Raw genomic sequence first — 14,897 nt, forward strand, 5'->3', positions numbered from 1 at the left:
CTATCTCCCTCTCTTCAAAACGTCGTTCAAGCTCTCCCAGGCAGAGTGCATTGGGTCAAAGGTCTGGCGCGCGAACGCCTTGTTCAGTACGGCATTGAGCTGGCCCCGTTCGAGGTCGGACAGCTGCAGGGCGCCGACCTGAGGCACCAGCGCCTTCACGGCCTGCGGCAGGAAGCGCATGGCCCACTTCTTCATGGTCTCGATCAGGCGCTCGGCCTGCTCGCCGCTGATCCACTGCAGAGCATCCACCCCGGCGATGCGTTTGACGTAGGCGGCCAGCGCTTCCTCGGAGGGGTTCTTGACGGCGCCCAGCTCATGCAGGAACAACCAAAGGGCGCGGATTTTCTTGCTCTCTCCATCCTGGGCGAGCGGCCGCGAGGGCTTTGCCTGGGCCGGCTTGGCCTTGGGACGCACCTTGAAGCCACTGCGCTTCAGGTGTTCCAAAACCTTCTCCAGTTCTGGAATGGTCAGATCGGCCGACGATGCCTTCTTTCCAATCCGCTGCAGGATGGCGCGATAGGTGTCGTCGTCCATCGACAGGTCGCGCTTGGCCACGTGGATCAAGCGGATCAGGCGCTGGCGGTTAGGCGTTGGCATCGTTCTCTCCTGAAAAACCATCTCCCGAAGCCGCCCGCGTGGGCGAGCGGCTTGAGGCGAGGGTTTAGGCTGCGGCCGCGTCCTTGAGGGCTTTGGCCGGCGAGAACTTCGGCGCACGCTTGGCGGCGATCTGGATGGTCGCCGACAAGTCGCCGCTCAAGGTGATCGAGAAGAGCCGCCGGACGGGCCTGACCTGGGGCGAGGCCGCCGACGACGTGCTGACCGCCGCCTCCAACCGGTCGGCCGGCGGGCAGAACGTCTACTACATCGCGTACAACCAGGACATGACCATCGAGTACATCCAGGCGTGCGCAATGTGGGCTCGGGCCTTCAACCATGCCGCCTCGGAGATCGAGGAGGGCTTCTGGGAAGACGACGACGCCGACAAGAACATCAAGACTTTCACGATCCGCTTCCCGGCCTCGGGCTTTCGCATCGTCGCGCTCACCAGCCGGCCGTCCAACCTGCGCGGCCGCCAGGGCACGATCGTGATCGACGAGGCGGCCTTCCACGACCAGCTCGACGAGTTGCTCAAGGCGGCGCTGGCCATGCTCATCTGGGGCGGCCGGGTGCGCGTCATCTCCACCCACAACGGCGTGGAGAACCCGTTCAACGAGCTGGTCGAAGACATCCGGGCCGGCAAGCGCAAGGGCACCGTGCATCGGGTGACCTTCCAGGAAGCCGTGGCCGATGGCCTGTACCGCCGCGTCTGCCTGCGCCTGGGCAAGGAATGGACGGCGGCCGAAGAGGCGGCCTGGATGGCCGACGTCTACGCCTTCTACGGCGACGGCGCCGAGGAGGAGCTGGACTGTGTGCCGGCCAACTCGGGTGGTGCCTGGCTGTCCCGCGCGCTGATCGAGTCGCGCATGTCGGCCGACACGCCGGTGCTGCGCTGGGAATGCAAGGCTGGCTTCGAGCTGCTGCCCGACCACATCCGCGCCGCCGAGTGCCGCGACTGGCTGGAGGCCCACCTGGCACCGCTGCTGGCCGCCCTGCCGGCGGACGCCATCTCCTTCAACGGCGAGGACTTCGGCCGCAGCGGCGACCTGACCGTGCATGTGCCACTGATCCAGACGCAGAACCTGGTGCGCCGGGTGCCCTTCCTGGTCGAGCTGCGCAACGTGCCCTTCCGCCAGCAGGAGCAGATCGCCTTCTACCTGATCGACCGCCTGCCGCGCTTCACCGGCGGCGCGTTCGATGCGCGGGGCAATGGCCAGTTTCTGGCCGAGGTGGCCATGCAGCGCTACGGGGCATCGCGCATCCAGCAGGTGATGCTGTCCGAGTCCTGGTACCGGGAGCACATGCCTCCGGTCAAGGCCGCCCTCGAGGACGGCACCCTGGACGGCCTGCCGCGCGACGGGGACGTGCTGGCCGACCTGCGGGCGGTGCAGGTCATCAAGGGCGTGCCGCGCATCCCCGATACCCGCACGACCGGCGAGGACAAGGGCAAGCGCCACGGTGATGCTGCCGTGGCGGTGGCGCTGGCCTACTTCGCCAGCCGCGAGATCAACAAAGGCCCGGTGACGGTGAAATCCCGCCGCCGTCGCACCGGCGCCAGAATCACCCAGGGGTACCAATGAGAGCCAAAGGCATGTGGGTCAGCCCCACCGAGTTCGTCCAGTTCGGGGACCAGCAAGCACACCGACAAGGCCGGCACGCTGATCGCGCTGGAAGCCAGCATCACCCTCCGCGAGTTTGTTGGCGACAAGAAGAACCCGCTGCCGCCGCCCGCCGTCCAGCCCAAGCTGCCGCCGGCCGCGGCCAAGGCGCTGCCAGCCAGCCAGACCGCTGGCGTCACCACGCTGGCCAGCGGCGCAGCCGCCGTGCGCGACAACATCCGCCAGGCGGTGACCTACGCCAACCAGGCACAGTCGGCCCTACGGGTCGCGGTGGATGCCGCCCGCCTGGCGCAGAAGCTGCGTGACAACCCGCTGGCAGCGCTGGGCCGGGTGCCCAGCCTCCTAACCGGCATGAACCAGGTGGCCGGCCCACTGGAGAACTTGTCACCGACCCTGGCCAGCCTGACCAGCCAGCTTCCCGAGGCGTCCAGCATCCTGCGCGCCAGCGATAACGCCCTGGGCGCCGTGCGTAACGCCCAGGGCGCCCTGTCGGCCGTCAGCGCCGGCACCGTGACCGGCCGCATCGACTACCTGGCCGGCCAGCTCTCGGCCGCGACCGGCGCCCTGGAGTCGGCAGCGCCGAGCATCAGCAAGCTGGCCGGCAAGGTCGTGACGAGGACGATCTGATGTACCTGACCCACATCACCACCGAAGGCGAGCGCTGGGATCAGCTCGCCACCCGTTACTATGGCGACCCGCTGCAGTACGAGCGCATCGTCGCCGCCAACCCGCACGTGCCGCTGGCCACCACCTTGCCCGGCGGCCTGAGGCTGTCGGTGCCGGTGATCGAGCAGCAAGACCTGTCCGAGGAGCTGCCGCCGTGGCTGCGCTGACCGACCTGCTGCCCACCGCCGTGGCCAAGGTGCCGCACCCGGTGTTCGTGCTCTCCTACGAGCAGAAGAACATCACCAGCGACATCACGCCCTACGTGCGCTCGGTGACCTACACCGACTACCTGTCCGGGCAATCCGACGAACTGGAGGTCGAGCTGGAGGATGCGGACGGCCGCTGGGTGCGCCACTGGTACCCCGGCAAGGGCGACACGCTGTCGCTCAAGATCGGCTACGAGGCGGCGCCGCTGCTGCCCTGCGGGGCCTTCGAGATCGACGAGATCGAGTTCGCCCAGCCGCCCGCGACGGTGTCGATCCGTGGCCTGGCCACCGGCATCAAGAAGTCGGTGCGCACCCGCGTCGGCCGCGCCTACGAGAACACCACGCTGGCCGCGATCGCCCAGCGCATCGCCAAGCGCAACAAGCTGACCCTGACCGGCAAAATCCGCGACATCCGCATCGACCGAGTGACGCAATACCAGGAGCGCGATGTCGAGTTCCTCACGCGCCTGGCGCGCGAGTACGGCTACGCCTTCAAGATCGTCGGCAACAAGCTGGTTTTCACCGAGCTGGCCGATCTACGCGACGGCGGCACGGTGGCCACCTTCAAGGCGACCGACCTAATCGCCATCCGCCTGCGCGACAAGATCAAGGACATCTACCAGGAAGCCAAGGTCAAGTACCACGACCCGAAGACCAAGAAGCTGGTGGTCTATGGCGTGAAGAGCGACCAGGTGACCGAGGTCGGCCAAACCACCACCAGCACGAAGAAGCAATCCGGCCAATCGGCCAGCGGCGACACGCTGAAGCTCTCGACCCGCTCCGGCTCGAAGGCGGCCGCGCAGGCCAAGGCGCAGGCCGCGCTGGACGATGCCAACCTGCAGCAGACCGCCGGCAGCCTGACCGTGCCGGGCAACCCCAAGCTGGTCGCCGGCACCACCTTCGAACTGGCCGACTGCGGCAAGCTCTCCGGCAAGTACCTGGTGGAGTCGGCCCGCCACCGGCTCGATCGCGGCGGCGGCTACGTCACCGAGCTGGAAGTGAAGCGCGTCGCCCTGCCGGTCACCTCGGGCACCGGCAGCACCTCGGCCCAGAAGAAGTCGGGCAAGACCCTCAACGTGTACGGCGTCCAGAGCAGCGGCCAGGTAGGCGTGGTCGGCACCACCCAAGCGAGCACGAAGAAATGAGCGAGACCCTGCAAGAGTTCGGTGCCAGCTTCAAATTCGGCACGGTCTCGGCCGTCGATGCCAAGACCTGCCGCGTGCGCGTGCGCCTGCCCGACTACGACAACCTGCGCACGGCCTGGCTGCCGGTGCTGCAAGCCAAGACCCTGCGCGACAAGCACTACCACCTGCCCGACCTCGGCGAGCACGTGGTGGTGCTCCTGGACGGGCGCGGCGAGGACGGCGTTGTGCTGGGCGCCGTCTATTCCAGCTCCGACCCGGCGCCGGTGGCCAGCGGCGACAAGCACCACGTGCGCTTCGACGATGGCGCCGAGATGGAATACGATCGCGCCAGCCACCAGCTCACGGTCAAGGGCGGCATCCAGAAGGTGGTAGTCGAGGTCGGCGCAGACATCCTGCTCAAGGCCGGCGCCAAGGTCACCGTCGACGTGCCGGAGACCGAGGTCACCGGCAACCTGCTGGTGAAGGGCAAGCTGACCTACCAGGGCGGCATGGCTGGGTCGGGTGGTGGCGGCGCGGCGGCGGCCATCACCGGCAATGTCCAGGTCACCGGCAACATCGACGCCACCGGCACGATCATGGATGCCGGCGGCAACTCGAATCACCACAGCCACTAGCGGCTGGCCAAGCCTTAAAGCCCTTTAATATCCCCCGGCCGGGCATGGCGGCACGATAGCCGCATGACCCGGCTATCTGACATTTCCTCCGTTCACTGGCAGCCCGCCCTCAAGAGTCTCGACGTGGTCGAGGCCGAAGCGGACATCGACCAGGCCATCCGCGTGATCCTGGGCACGCCCAAGGGCAGTGACCCGCATCGCCCGGACTTCGGCTCCAACATCCACCTCTATCTGGACTACCCGATCGACCAGGCCGTGCCGCACCTGGTGCGCGAGACGGTCGAGGCAATCCGCTTGTGGGAGCCTCGCTGCGAGCTGGTCAAGGTCACGCCCTCGATCGAGGAGGCCCAGATCACCCTGCGCGTGCAGTGGAAGCTGGCAGATGGCGTTAAACGCGAGACGGAGGTGCGCCTGTGAGCCTGCCCGAGCCGAGTTTCATCGACCGCGACCCGCAGGCCATCACGGCCGAGATCGTCGCGCAGTATGAGCAACTGACCGGCAAGACCCTTTACCCGGCGCAGGTCGAGCGCCTGCTGATCGACGTGATCGCCTACCGCGAGACCCTGGTGCGCATCGGCATCCAGGAGGCGGCCAAGCAGAACCTAGTCGCCTACGCCCGCGCGCCGATGCTGGACTACCTGGGCGAACTGGTGGGCGTCACCCGCCTGCCGGCGCAGCCGGCGAAGACCACCCTGCGCTTCACCTTCGCGGCGGCGCTGGCCACCAACCTGCTGATCCCGACCGGCACTCGCGTCGAGGGCGGCGACGGCACGGCCACCTTCGCCACCGACGCCGACGTGACCCTGCTGGCTGGCCAGCTGTCGATCGACGCGGCCGCAACCTGCGAGGAACCCGGCGCTGCCGGCAACGCCTGGCAGCCGGGGCAGATCAACAACCTGGTCGATGATCTGGGCGACGTCGAAGTGACGGCCGCCAACACCACGGTCACCTCCGGCGGCATCGTGGAGGAGGAAGACGACCGCCTGCGCGAGCGCATCAAGCTGGCGCCGGAAGCCTTCAGCACCGCAGGCAGCCGCCTGGCCTATGTGTTCCACGCCAAGAGCGCGCACCAGAGCATTGTCGACGTGGCGGTGCTGTCGCCCACGCCAGGCGTGGTCAAGCTCTACCCGCTGCTGACCACCGGGCTGCCGGACGCGAACATGCTCTCGCTGGTCGAGGCCACCTGCTCGGCCGACCGCGTGCGGCCGCTGACCGACAACGTGCAGGCGCTGGCGCCGACGCCGATCGACTACGCCATCGACGCTCAGCTGGTGCTCTACAAGAACACCGACGTCGCCAGCGTGCTGGCCCAAGCGCAAGCGGCGGCCGAAGCCTACAAGGCCGACCGTGCCGCTGGCCTTGGCCGCGACATCGTGCCGGTACAGGTCGAGGCCGCGCTCAAGGTCGCCGGGGTGTACGACATCGTGCGCGCCGCCCCAGCGAAGATCGTGCTGGCCGAGAACGAGTGGGCGCGCTGCACCGGCATCAACCTGGTCGTGACGGGGACGGTCGATGGCTGACGCGCTTCTGCTCCCGCCGCCGCTGGCCGGCGACGAACGCTTCCAGGCGCTGGGCCAGCTGGCCGCCCGGATCAGCGACATGGACCTGTCGCCGCTGCTGGTCTATCTGGTCGATACGGTCAATGCCTCGGCGCTGCCGAACCTGGCCGAGCAGTTGCACATCCTGGGCGAAGGCTGGCAGTTCGCCCGCGATGACGACGAACGCAGGCGCCTGCTGAAGCGCGCCATCGAGCTGCACCGCTACAAGGGAACCCGCTGGGCGATCCAGCAGGTGCTGGAGACGCTGGCCCTGTCCGGCCAGATCAGCGAGTGGTTCCAGTACGGCGGCCAGCCCTACTACTTCAAGATCAACGTCGACCTCTCCACGCGCGGTATCGACGAGGCCACCTTCGACGCCCTGGTCGCCCTGATCACCGAGTACAAGAACGTCCGCTCGCACCTGGAGCTGCTGACCCTTTCGCTGGCCAACGTCAGCCAGATGCCGGCGATCGCGGCCGCCACCCTGTGCGGCGAGCTGGCCACCGTCTATCCCTACGAGCTGACCGAACTCAACCAGGTGAGCCAGGTGCCGCGCTTCGGCATTGGCCACTGGAGCGTCGAGACCGTCTGGGTCTATCCGCAGACCGCTTAATCCGAAGGAGCCCCTATGGCCAATGAGTTTTTCACGATCCTGACCGCCACCGGCCGCAACAAGCTGGCCAACGCCACGGCGACCGCCACGCCGCTGACCCTGACCCAGATGGCAGTGGGCGACGGCGACAACGGCGCCTACTACAACCCGACCGAAGCGCAGAACACGCTGAAGCACGAGGTCTGGCGCGGCGCTATCAACCACCTGGCGGTTGATGCCAACAATCCCAACTGGATCGTCGCCGAGCTGGTGATCCCTGACGACGTCGGCGGCTTCTACATCCGCGAGGTCGGCCTGTTCGACAGTGCCGGTGCGATGATCGCCGTGGGCAAGTTCCCCGAGAGCTACAAGCCGACCCTGGCGGCCGGCTCCAACAAGCAGCTCTACGTGCGGATGATCCTGGAGGTGGCCAACACCTCGGCGGTGACTCTGCTGGTCGATCCGAGTGTGGTCCTGGCCACCAGGCAATACTGCGACGACAAGGTCGCCGAGGAACTCAACAAGCGGGACAGCAAGCAATCGGTGCGCGTGGCCACTACGGCCGCGATCGCACTTGCCGGCCTGCAGACGATCGACGGCGTGGTGCTGGTGGCGGGTGACCGCGTGCTGGTGAAGGATCAGGCAGCAGGCGCGGAAAACGGCATCTACGTGGCGGCGGCGGGCGCATGGGCGCGGGCAACGGACGCCGACATCGGAACCAAGCTCAACGCCGGGGCGCTGGTGCCGGTCGAGGCCGGGACGGTCAACGCGGACACCATTTGGATGCTCAAGACGGACGGCGCCATCATCATCGGCGCCACGCCCATCGCCTTCCAGTGGGCCGGCGGCCTCAATGCCCCGACCCAGGCGGCCGGGGACAACAGCGCCAAGATCGCCAACACCGCCTTCGTCCAGGCAGCGATCGCCGTCCTGGTCGCCTCGTCGCCGGCAGCGCTGGACACCCTCAACGAGCTGGCCGCCGCCCTGGGCAACGATGCGAACTTCGCGGCGACCGTCACCAACGCCCTTGCACTCAAGGCGCCGCTGGCGAGCCCGGCTTTCACGGGTTCTCCTGCTGGACCGACCCCTACGCAGTTCGACAACAGCACGAAGCTGGCGACGACAGCCTTTGCTTGGCAACAAGGTCTGCACTTCCAGAATGGTGCCGGGATCGCCTTGACGGCTAACACCACTCTCACTGCATCTCAGGCAGGACATTGGTTCGAGTCACAAGCGTCAAACCTGACGATCACCTTGCCCCCTCTCGCGTCGTTCCCTTCCGGAATGGCCACCTACACATTCCGCGCGCCTTTAGCGCTCACCCTCAAAGCCAACGGCAGTGAGCCTATTCAGAGTGCTTCAGGCGTAGCAGCGAACACCCTGTCCGTTGCAAGCGGCGAATGCGTGACCGTAGTCGGCAACGGGTCCGGGGGGCAGTGGTATGTGATTCTTGGCGGCTTCGGCTCGGCAAGTTTCTCGAAGTCGTTCGGCACGTCCGGCTATCAGAAGTTACCTTCCGGGCTAATCATCCAGTGGGGTTCGGGTTCGACGGCGGCAGACGGCTCGATTGCAGTGACCTTCCCAATCGCATTCCCGACAGCCTGCGTCGGAATCCATGGAACGCACGCTGGCAGCGGTATGGCGGCAATGATCGAGGTGTTTGGTACCCGCTCCACGACGGGCGTAACTACTAAGACATTCAACGATTCAGGCCAGGTGTCTTCCGGATGGTCTGTTTTCTGGCTCGCAATTGGATACTGAGAGGCCCCCATGAAATTCAGCAAATCGACCGGATGTTTCTACCCTGATGACATCGAATACACCGCCATACCGAGTGACTTGATCGATATCCCGCAAGAGGATTTCGACGCAGCGATGGCGCGCTCGCCCGGCGACGCGCTTGATGTCGTCAACGGGCGAGTCGTCGTAGTGCCAAAACCAGCGCCGACTGCCGCAGCAGTCAAAGCAGGCAAGTGGGAGGCCATCAAGGCCGAGCGCGATCGACGCAAGGGCGGGGGATTCAAGGTTGGCACGCTGTGGTTCCACAGCGATGCCGATAGCCGCATCCAGCACCTTGGCCTGAAAGACAAAGCCCGCGACCTGATCGCCGCTGGTGGAGCAATGACCGATAACCTCTCCATCCTCGGCCAGCCGGTGAAGTGGAAAACGATGGACGGCTCCTTCGCCACGATCACGGCCCAACTTGCTTTCGACATCGTGGCCGCTGCAGGCGATCTCGATGCGCGACTGTTCGCGGTGGCGGAGACCCATCGGGCTGCGATGGAAGCTGCAGCCGACCCGGCTACCTATGACTTTTCGGTCGGCTGGCCTGAAACCTTCGGAGGCTAAGACTATGTCGACCGTTCAGCTGCTCTTCACCCGGCGCCGGCATCCCGGCAGTGCCTTGATCCGCCTCACGGCCTGGTCAGCCTGGTCGCATGTCGACCTGATCGACGGCCAGTCAGTGCTCGGCGCGGTGGCCTTCCACGGCGTCGAGCGCGAGTTGCTGGCAACCCGCCTAGCCAATGCCAGCCGGGCGGCCGTCATGACGATTCCCTGCGCCGACGCCCAAGCCGTGATCGCGGCCGCCGAGTCGCAGATCGGCAAGCCCTACGACTGGCTGGGTGTGCTCGGAATCGGTCTGCATCGGGATTGGCAGGAGCCGGATCGGTGGTTCTGTAGCGAGATGGCGGCCTGGGCGTTCCAGCAGGCTGGGCGGCCGTTGTTCCGGCCGGATGCGCTGTACCGGATCACGCCGCAGCATCTTTGGATCCTGCCCTACGAGGCGCGCTTTATCGAGACGCCGGACGCTTTGCAACCGGCTTGAAGAAGAGGGCGGCGGCCGTGGTGCGGGAACACCTCGGCCGTCACCGTAACCCACAGACAGAACCTGTGAGCCTTGGCCAAGGCCCCCTTACCGTGCACACGGCGGGTCTAAGCCTAACACAATTGCAACTAACAAAAAGGGCTTACACAGAATGGAAATACAATCCGCTTCCCCCATCGTTCCTTGGATCGGGGGCAAACGCCGCCTGGCGAAACACATTCTCCCGCTCTTCCCTGAGCACACCTGCTACGTCGAGCCGTTCTGCGGCGCGGCCGCGCTCTACTTCCTGAAGGCGCCGACTAAGGTCGAGGTACTCAATGATGTGAATGGGGAGCTGGTCAATCTGTACAGGGTGGTCCGCCACCACCTGGAGGAGTTCGTCCGGCAATTCAAATGGGCGCTGACCTCGCGGCAAATCTTCAAGTGGCTGCAGATCACACCCGAGGAGACGCTGACGGACATCCAGCGGGCCGCCCGCTTCTTCTACCTCCAGAAGATGGCCTTCGGTGGCAAGGTCGAAGGCCAGACGTTCGGCACCTCAACCACCTCGGGGCCGAAGCTCAACCTGCTGCGCCTGGAGGAAGACCTATCGGCCGCCCACCTTCGCCTGAGCCGGACCTATATCGAGAACCTGGACTGGGCCGACTGCATCCGCAAGTACGACCGCGAGCACACCCTGATCTACTGCGACCCGCCGTATTGGGGAACCGAAGGCTATGGCGTCGATTTCGGCCTGCATCAGTACCAGCGCATGGGCGACCTGGCCAAGACCGTCCAGGGCCGGATGATCATCTCTGTGAACGATATCCCGGAGATGCACCAGGCGTTCGCCGGGCTGAACATCGAGCGGGTGGACATCAACTACACCGTGGGCGGTGCCGGCCGGTCGAAGGCCAAGTCGGGTGAGCTGATCATTCGGAACTGGTAGACGTGACAAAGGGGCCTCTCGGCCCCTTCTCTCTGCAATTCGCTTTCAATGCGTGCAACAATTACTCAGTGCAACTTATCTCGCAACCCGAGCCGCTTTTATCGCGGCGCGCTTCAATACCCGACCGAAAACAGCGCGAGTACCCTCACCTGTACCGACGACATCGCTCCCCCTTGCCCCATGAAGATGAAGACGCGCGACGTAGCGCCGCCCGCCGCGCACAAACGAAAACGCCGTCACCTCGGTGACGGCGTTTCGTCGAATTCGTCGGATGATAGCGCAATCGTGCCGGCCTTACCGGCCGCCACGCTAGCCGCGCTTACTTCTTCTTGCCCTTGTGCGCGGCGGTCTTGGCCGGCGCGGTTTTCGCGGGAGCGGCCTTCGCCGACTTCGCCGCCGGCCGGGCCGACGACTTGGCGGCGCCGCGCTTGCTGCCGTGCGACTTGCCGCCGACCGCCAGGCTCGCGCGCTCGATGTGCGCACCGCCCGTCGACGTCGCGATCCGCTCCGGACCGGGCTCCGCCGGCACCGAACGGCCGACCGGCACGTGCAGCACGAGCGCCTGCCCCGGCATCACGATATCGCGGTGCGTCCGGTTCCACGCCTTCAACTGGCCGACCGACACGCCGTAGCGGCCGGCGAGCGCCGCCATCGACTGCTTGCGTCGCACGCGGATCAGCATCTTGCGCGTATCGGGAACGTCGGGCTCCATCGCGAGCGCGCCGTTTTCGGCGACGTCGGCGCTGATGTCCTCGTCGTCGTCATCGCCGCGCGGCACGACGATCGTCGAGCCCGGCTTCAGGCGCATGCCGGCCGGAATCTTGTTGACCGACATCAGCGTATCGGCGTCGACGCCGATCTTCTCGGCGATCGCAGCCGGACGCGCACGCTCGCTGACCGTATAGGTGGTCCACGACGACAACTGGCCGCTATAGGCTTTCAGGTTCTTCTCGAACGCGGACGCGTTGTCGAACGGCAGCAGGATCTGCGGCTCGGTCGCGCCGAGGATCACGGGCTTCGAGAACGACGGGTTCAGCGAGCGGAACTCGTCGAGCGGCAGGTTCGCGAGCTTCGCGGCCACCGCCACGTCGATGTCGCGCGACGTCGTGACCGTCACGAAATACGGGTGGTTCGGGATATCCGGCAGCGTCAGGCCGTACTGCTGCGGGCTCGCGATGATGTTCTTCACCGCCTGCAGCTTCGGCACGTAGTTGCGCGTCTCGTTCGGCATCCGCAGGCTCTGGTAGTCGGTCGGCAGGCCGGCCGCCTGGTTGCGCGCGATCGCACGCTGCACGTTGCCCTCGCCCCAGTTGTACGCGGCCAGCGCCAGATACCAGTCGCCGAACATGTCGTGCAGACGGGACAGGTAGTCGAGCGCGGCGCTCGTCGACGCGAGCACGTCGCGCCGCTCGTCCTGCCACATGTTGCGCTTCAGGTTGTACGTGCGGCCGGTGCCGGGCATGAACTGCCACATGCCGGCCGCCTTCGCGACCGACAGCGCCTGCGGGTTGTATGCGGACTCGATGAACGGCAGCAGCGCGAGCTCGGTCGGCATGTGACGCGCCTCGAGTTCCTCGACGATGTGATACAGGTACTTCTGCGAGCGCTCGGTCATGCGCTGCACGTAATCGGGACGCTGCGTATACCAGGTCGTCTGCATGTCGACGAGATCGCTCTGCAGATCGGGCATCTGGAAGCCGCGGCGGATGCGCGCCCAGAGATCGGAGTCTGCACTGGTCAGGTCGCCGACGGATTGCTTGTCGACGTCGACAGTTTCTTTGGCGGTGGCTGATTTACGGAGGTAGTTGGACGTCGCCTGCGAATCGGCGGCGTTGTTGGCGACAGGAGGCTGGCTCGCACAAGCGGCGAGTAGCAGCACCACCATCGCACTCAATATAAGTCGCATGAAAATCTCGGCTTCCGACGGCTGGAAATTGCAGGCGATACTACGGAAGTGCGTGCTTCACGTCAATAAAAACACCGAAAACTCAGCGAAATCCTACATTTGGAGCAATTTTTACAGACACCGCTTGAGCTTTGGAGTCCTCCGGAAAACGTCATCGGAACCGGTTTTTCCATTCGCGCATCAGCGTGAATGCCGCCAGACGATCCGTCACCGTTTCGTGTAGCTCGGCCTCGAGCGTCGCGTGGATCGCCGCGCTGTCGGCCCGCATGAACGGGTTAACGGCACGTTCGTGGGCGATCGTAGTGGGCAGCGTCGGCACGCCACGCGCACGCAGCGCCTGCGCGTCGTCGCGCCACGCGGCGAGCGCCGCATTGCCCGGCTCGCACGCGAGTGCGAAGCGGATGTTCGACAGCGTGTATTCGTGTGCGCAATGCACGCGGGTATCATCCGGCAGCGCCGCGAGCGCGTCGAGCGACGCGAGCATCTGCGCGGGCGTGCCTTCGAACAGGCGGCCGCAGCCACACGAGAACAGCGTGTCGCCGCAGAACACGTGCGGCACCGCGTTGCCGTGGCCGGCCGCGCCTTGGCCGGCCGCGCCTTGGCCGGCCGCCTGAAAATACGCAATGTGGCCGCGCGTATGGCCCGGCACGTCGAGCACGTCGAATGCGACGGCCGGCGCGTCGAGCGTCACGCGATCGCCGCCCGACAGCGGCCGCGTGACCACGTCGATCGCTTCGGCCGCGGGGCCGTAAACGGTGAGCGGCGTATCGGCCGGTTGGCTATGCAGCAGCGCATCGACACCGTCGACGTGGTCGGCGTGGTGGTGCGTGAGTAAAATAGCGGTCAACCGCCAGCCTCGTTCGGCAAGAACCCGGCGTACGGGCGCGGCTTCACCCGGGTCGACGGCGATCGCATCGCGGCCGTCCGAGACGAGCCAGATATAGTTGTCTTCGAATGCCGGAACCGGCACGTATTCCAGCTCGTTCATAGGCGCGCAATCATCGTTATGTCTGACCGTCAAATTATAGACTGGCCCGCCTGGACCGACTCGCCGCCCGGCCGTTACGTGCTGGGCTGGGAGCAGGCGCAGCTCGACCGGATCGTATCCGACGTCTTCGGCTTCCACGCGCTGCAGCTCGGCCTGCCGCAACTCGACGCGCTGCGCGAGAACCGCATGCCGTATCGCGGCCTCGTGCTCGACCCGGCGAGCGGCGCGAGCGCGCCGTACCAGTATCCGTGGGCGCGCGAAGCACACACGGCGGTCCACGCGCCCGCCGATCGCAGCACGACCTGGTGCGACCTGCTCGACCTGCCGTTCGAGTCGCAGAGCGTCGACCTGATCGTGATGCCGCACACGCTCGAATTCACGTCCGACCCGCACCGTCTGCTGCGCGAGGCCGAGCGCGTGCTGATGCCGGAAGGCCAGCTCGTGATCACCGGCTTCAATTCGCTGAGCCTGTGGGGCATGCGGCAGTCGTTCGGGCGCATGGCGAACCGCCCGTTCGTGCCGGCCACGCGCGACCAGATCGCGTTCATCCGGCTCAAGGACTGGATCAAGCTGCTCGGCTTCGACCTCGAACGCGGCCGCTTCGGCTGCTACCGGCCGCCGCTCGCCACCGACAAGTGGCTGGCCCGCTACGGCTTCATGGAGGCCGCCGGCGACCGCTGGTGGCCGATCTTCGGCGCCGTCTACATGGTGACGGCCGTCAAGCGCGTGCGCGGCATGCGCCTCGTCGGCCCGATCAAGATGAAGAAGCCCGTGCTCGCACCGGGCCTGACGCCGGCGGCCTCCCCGACCACCCACCAAGAACGTTCATGACAACCGACACCATCGACATCTATACCGACGGCGCCTGCAAGGGCAACCCCGGCCCCGGCGGCTGGGGCGCCCTGCTGCGCTACGGCAGCCAGGAAAAGGAACTGTTCGGCGGCGAGCCGAACACGACCAACAACCGCATGGAGCTGATGGGCGTGATCGCCGCGCTCGAAGCGCTGAAGCGGCCGTGCCGGGTGATCGTGCATACCGACTCGCAATACGTGCAGAAAGGCATCAGCGAGTGGATCCACGGGTGGAAGAAGAAAGGCTGGGTCACCGCGGCGAAGACGCCCGTGAAGAATGCCGACCTGTGGAAGCGGCTCGACGCGCTCGTCGCGCAGCACGAGATCGAGTGGCGCTGGGTCAGGGGTCACGCGGGCCATCCCGAAAACGAGCGCGCGGACGCGCTCGCGAATCGCGGCGTCGAATCGCTGGCCGCCTGA

The 14,897-nt window shown here is 66.1% G+C and carries 17 protein-coding genes; 14 read left to right on the forward strand and 3 right to left on the reverse strand.

Annotated features, from left to right (window positions below):
• A complete protein-coding gene (locus DFS13_RS28075; RefSeq protein ID WP_111442365.1) occupies window positions 1-597 on the reverse strand; it encodes a gp16 family protein in 597 nt (198 codons plus the stop codon).
• A gap of 134 nt (window positions 598-731) precedes the next feature.
• Here DFS13_RS28075 and DFS13_RS28085 point away from each other — a divergent pair, with 134 nt between their 5' ends.
• The 12 genes from DFS13_RS28085 (at window position 732) to DFS13_RS28140 (ending at window position 10,732) form a co-directional block, all read left to right on the forward strand.
• Window positions 732-2,177 carry a hypothetical protein gene (locus DFS13_RS28085; protein WP_111442366.1) on the forward strand — a complete coding sequence of 482 codons (1,446 nt, stop codon included), beginning with the start codon at window positions 732-734 and terminating at the stop codon, window positions 2,175-2,177.
• Window positions 2,178-2,420: 243 nt separating this feature from the next.
• Entirely contained in the window at window positions 2,421-2,843 is a 423-nt protein-coding gene (locus DFS13_RS28090; protein WP_181461630.1) for a hypothetical protein, read from the forward strand.
• Window positions 2,843-3,049 carry a tail protein X gene (locus tag DFS13_RS28095; protein WP_111442367.1) on the forward strand — a complete coding sequence of 69 codons (207 nt, stop codon included), beginning with the start codon at window positions 2,843-2,845 and terminating at the stop codon, window positions 3,047-3,049. The genes DFS13_RS28090 and DFS13_RS28095 overlap by 1 nt, the downstream gene beginning before the upstream one ends.
• Complete coding sequence (locus DFS13_RS28100) at window positions 3,037-4,233, forward strand: phage late control D family protein (protein ID WP_111442368.1); 1,197 nt, start codon at window positions 3,037-3,039, stop codon at window positions 4,231-4,233. Before DFS13_RS28095 ends, DFS13_RS28100 begins: the two co-directional genes overlap by 13 nt.
• Complete coding sequence (locus tag DFS13_RS28105) at window positions 4,230-4,847, forward strand: phage baseplate assembly protein V (RefSeq protein WP_111442369.1); 618 nt, start codon at window positions 4,230-4,232, stop codon at window positions 4,845-4,847. The genes DFS13_RS28100 and DFS13_RS28105 overlap by 4 nt, the downstream gene beginning before the upstream one ends.
• A gap of 63 nt (window positions 4,848-4,910) precedes the next feature.
• The gene (locus DFS13_RS28110) at window positions 4,911-5,264 is read left to right on the forward strand and encodes a GPW/gp25 family protein (RefSeq protein WP_111442370.1); all 354 of its coding nucleotides are present in this window, start codon (window positions 4,911-4,913) and stop codon (window positions 5,262-5,264) included.
• Window positions 5,261-6,367: a baseplate J/gp47 family protein gene (locus tag DFS13_RS28115; RefSeq protein WP_111442371.1), complete on the forward strand. Its 1,107-nt coding sequence runs from the start codon at window positions 5,261-5,263 to the stop codon at window positions 6,365-6,367. The genes DFS13_RS28110 and DFS13_RS28115 overlap by 4 nt, the downstream gene beginning before the upstream one ends.
• Window positions 6,360-6,998 (forward strand): phage tail protein I, encoded by a 639-nt coding sequence (locus DFS13_RS28120; RefSeq protein ID WP_111442372.1) that lies wholly within the window; start codon window positions 6,360-6,362, stop codon window positions 6,996-6,998. The genes DFS13_RS28115 and DFS13_RS28120 overlap by 8 nt, the downstream gene beginning before the upstream one ends.
• Window positions 6,999-7,013: 15 nt before the next feature.
• Window positions 7,014-8,738: a phage tail protein gene (locus tag DFS13_RS40930; RefSeq protein ID WP_111442373.1), complete on the forward strand. Its 1,725-nt coding sequence runs from the start codon at window positions 7,014-7,016 to the stop codon at window positions 8,736-8,738.
• Between the two features lie 9 nt (window positions 8,739-8,747).
• Window positions 8,748-9,326: a DUF4376 domain-containing protein gene (locus DFS13_RS28130; protein WP_111442374.1), complete on the forward strand. Its 579-nt coding sequence runs from the start codon at window positions 8,748-8,750 to the stop codon at window positions 9,324-9,326.
• Window positions 9,327-9,330: 4 nt separating this feature from the next.
• Window positions 9,331-9,804, forward strand: coding sequence for a hypothetical protein (locus tag DFS13_RS28135; protein WP_111442375.1), 474 nt, complete (start codon window positions 9,331-9,333; stop codon window positions 9,802-9,804).
• Window positions 9,805-9,955: 151 nt separating this feature from the next.
• A complete protein-coding gene (locus DFS13_RS28140) occupies window positions 9,956-10,732 on the forward strand; it encodes a DNA adenine methylase (RefSeq protein ID WP_111442376.1) in 777 nt (258 codons plus the stop codon).
• A gap of 319 nt (window positions 10,733-11,051) precedes the next feature.
• Here DFS13_RS28140 and DFS13_RS28145 read toward each other — a convergent pair whose 3' ends face one another.
• Window positions 11,052-12,638: a transglycosylase SLT domain-containing protein gene (locus DFS13_RS28145; protein ID WP_058901317.1), complete on the reverse strand. Its 1,587-nt coding sequence runs from the start codon at window positions 12,636-12,638 to the stop codon at window positions 11,052-11,054.
• 151 nt (window positions 12,639-12,789) lie between these two features.
• On the reverse strand, window positions 12,790-13,626 hold the full coding sequence (gloB, locus tag DFS13_RS28155) for a hydroxyacylglutathione hydrolase (protein ID WP_111442378.1): 837 nt from the start codon (window positions 13,624-13,626) through the stop codon (window positions 12,790-12,792).
• Between the two features lie 18 nt (window positions 13,627-13,644).
• Here gloB and DFS13_RS28160 point away from each other — a divergent pair, with 18 nt between their 5' ends.
• Together DFS13_RS28160 and rnhA are read left to right on the forward strand one after the other, a co-directional pair.
• Window positions 13,645-14,457: a class I SAM-dependent methyltransferase gene (locus DFS13_RS28160; RefSeq protein ID WP_006490597.1), complete on the forward strand. Its 813-nt coding sequence runs from the start codon at window positions 13,645-13,647 to the stop codon at window positions 14,455-14,457.
• Complete coding sequence (rnhA, locus tag DFS13_RS28165) at window positions 14,454-14,897, forward strand: ribonuclease HI (RefSeq protein ID WP_006490549.1); 444 nt, start codon at window positions 14,454-14,456, stop codon at window positions 14,895-14,897. Before DFS13_RS28160 ends, rnhA begins: the two co-directional genes overlap by 4 nt.

This window comes from Burkholderia sp. 28_3 (genome assembly GCF_003253915.1).
Taxonomy (GTDB): Bacteria; Pseudomonadota; Gammaproteobacteria; order Burkholderiales; family Burkholderiaceae; genus Burkholderia; species Burkholderia cenocepacia.

What these genes read in the sequence shown, in the direction of transcription:
- DFS13_RS28075 (WP_111442365.1), bottom strand. Translation starts at nt 597, where the DNA reads ATGCCAACGCCTAACCGCCAGCGCCTGATCCGCTTGATCCACGTGGCC.
- DFS13_RS28085 (WP_111442366.1), top strand. Translation starts at nt 732, where the DNA reads ATGGTCGCCGACAAGTCGCCGCTCAAGGTGATCGAGAAGAGCCGCCGG.
- DFS13_RS28095 (WP_111442367.1), top strand. Translation starts at nt 2,843, where the DNA reads ATGTACCTGACCCACATCACCACCGAAGGCGAGCGCTGGGATCAGCTC.
- DFS13_RS28105 (WP_111442369.1), top strand. Translation starts at nt 4,230, where the DNA reads ATGAGCGAGACCCTGCAAGAGTTCGGTGCCAGCTTCAAATTCGGCACG.
- DFS13_RS28110 (WP_111442370.1), top strand. Translation starts at nt 4,911, where the DNA reads ATGACCCGGCTATCTGACATTTCCTCCGTTCACTGGCAGCCCGCCCTC.
- DFS13_RS28120 (WP_111442372.1), top strand. Translation starts at nt 6,360, where the DNA reads ATGGCTGACGCGCTTCTGCTCCCGCCGCCGCTGGCCGGCGACGAACGC.
- DFS13_RS40930 (WP_111442373.1), top strand. Translation starts at nt 7,014, where the DNA reads ATGGCCAATGAGTTTTTCACGATCCTGACCGCCACCGGCCGCAACAAG.
- DFS13_RS28130 (WP_111442374.1), top strand. Translation starts at nt 8,748, where the DNA reads ATGAAATTCAGCAAATCGACCGGATGTTTCTACCCTGATGACATCGAA.
- DFS13_RS28135 (WP_111442375.1), top strand. Translation starts at nt 9,331, where the DNA reads ATGTCGACCGTTCAGCTGCTCTTCACCCGGCGCCGGCATCCCGGCAGT.
- DFS13_RS28140 (WP_111442376.1), top strand. Translation starts at nt 9,956, where the DNA reads ATGGAAATACAATCCGCTTCCCCCATCGTTCCTTGGATCGGGGGCAAA.
- DFS13_RS28145 (WP_058901317.1), bottom strand. Translation starts at nt 12,638, where the DNA reads ATGCGACTTATATTGAGTGCGATGGTGGTGCTGCTACTCGCCGCTTGT.
- gloB (WP_111442378.1), bottom strand. Translation starts at nt 13,626, where the DNA reads ATGAACGAGCTGGAATACGTGCCGGTTCCGGCATTCGAAGACAACTAT.
- DFS13_RS28160 (WP_006490597.1), top strand. Translation starts at nt 13,645, where the DNA reads ATGTCTGACCGTCAAATTATAGACTGGCCCGCCTGGACCGACTCGCCG.
- rnhA (WP_006490549.1), top strand. Translation starts at nt 14,454, where the DNA reads ATGACAACCGACACCATCGACATCTATACCGACGGCGCCTGCAAGGGC.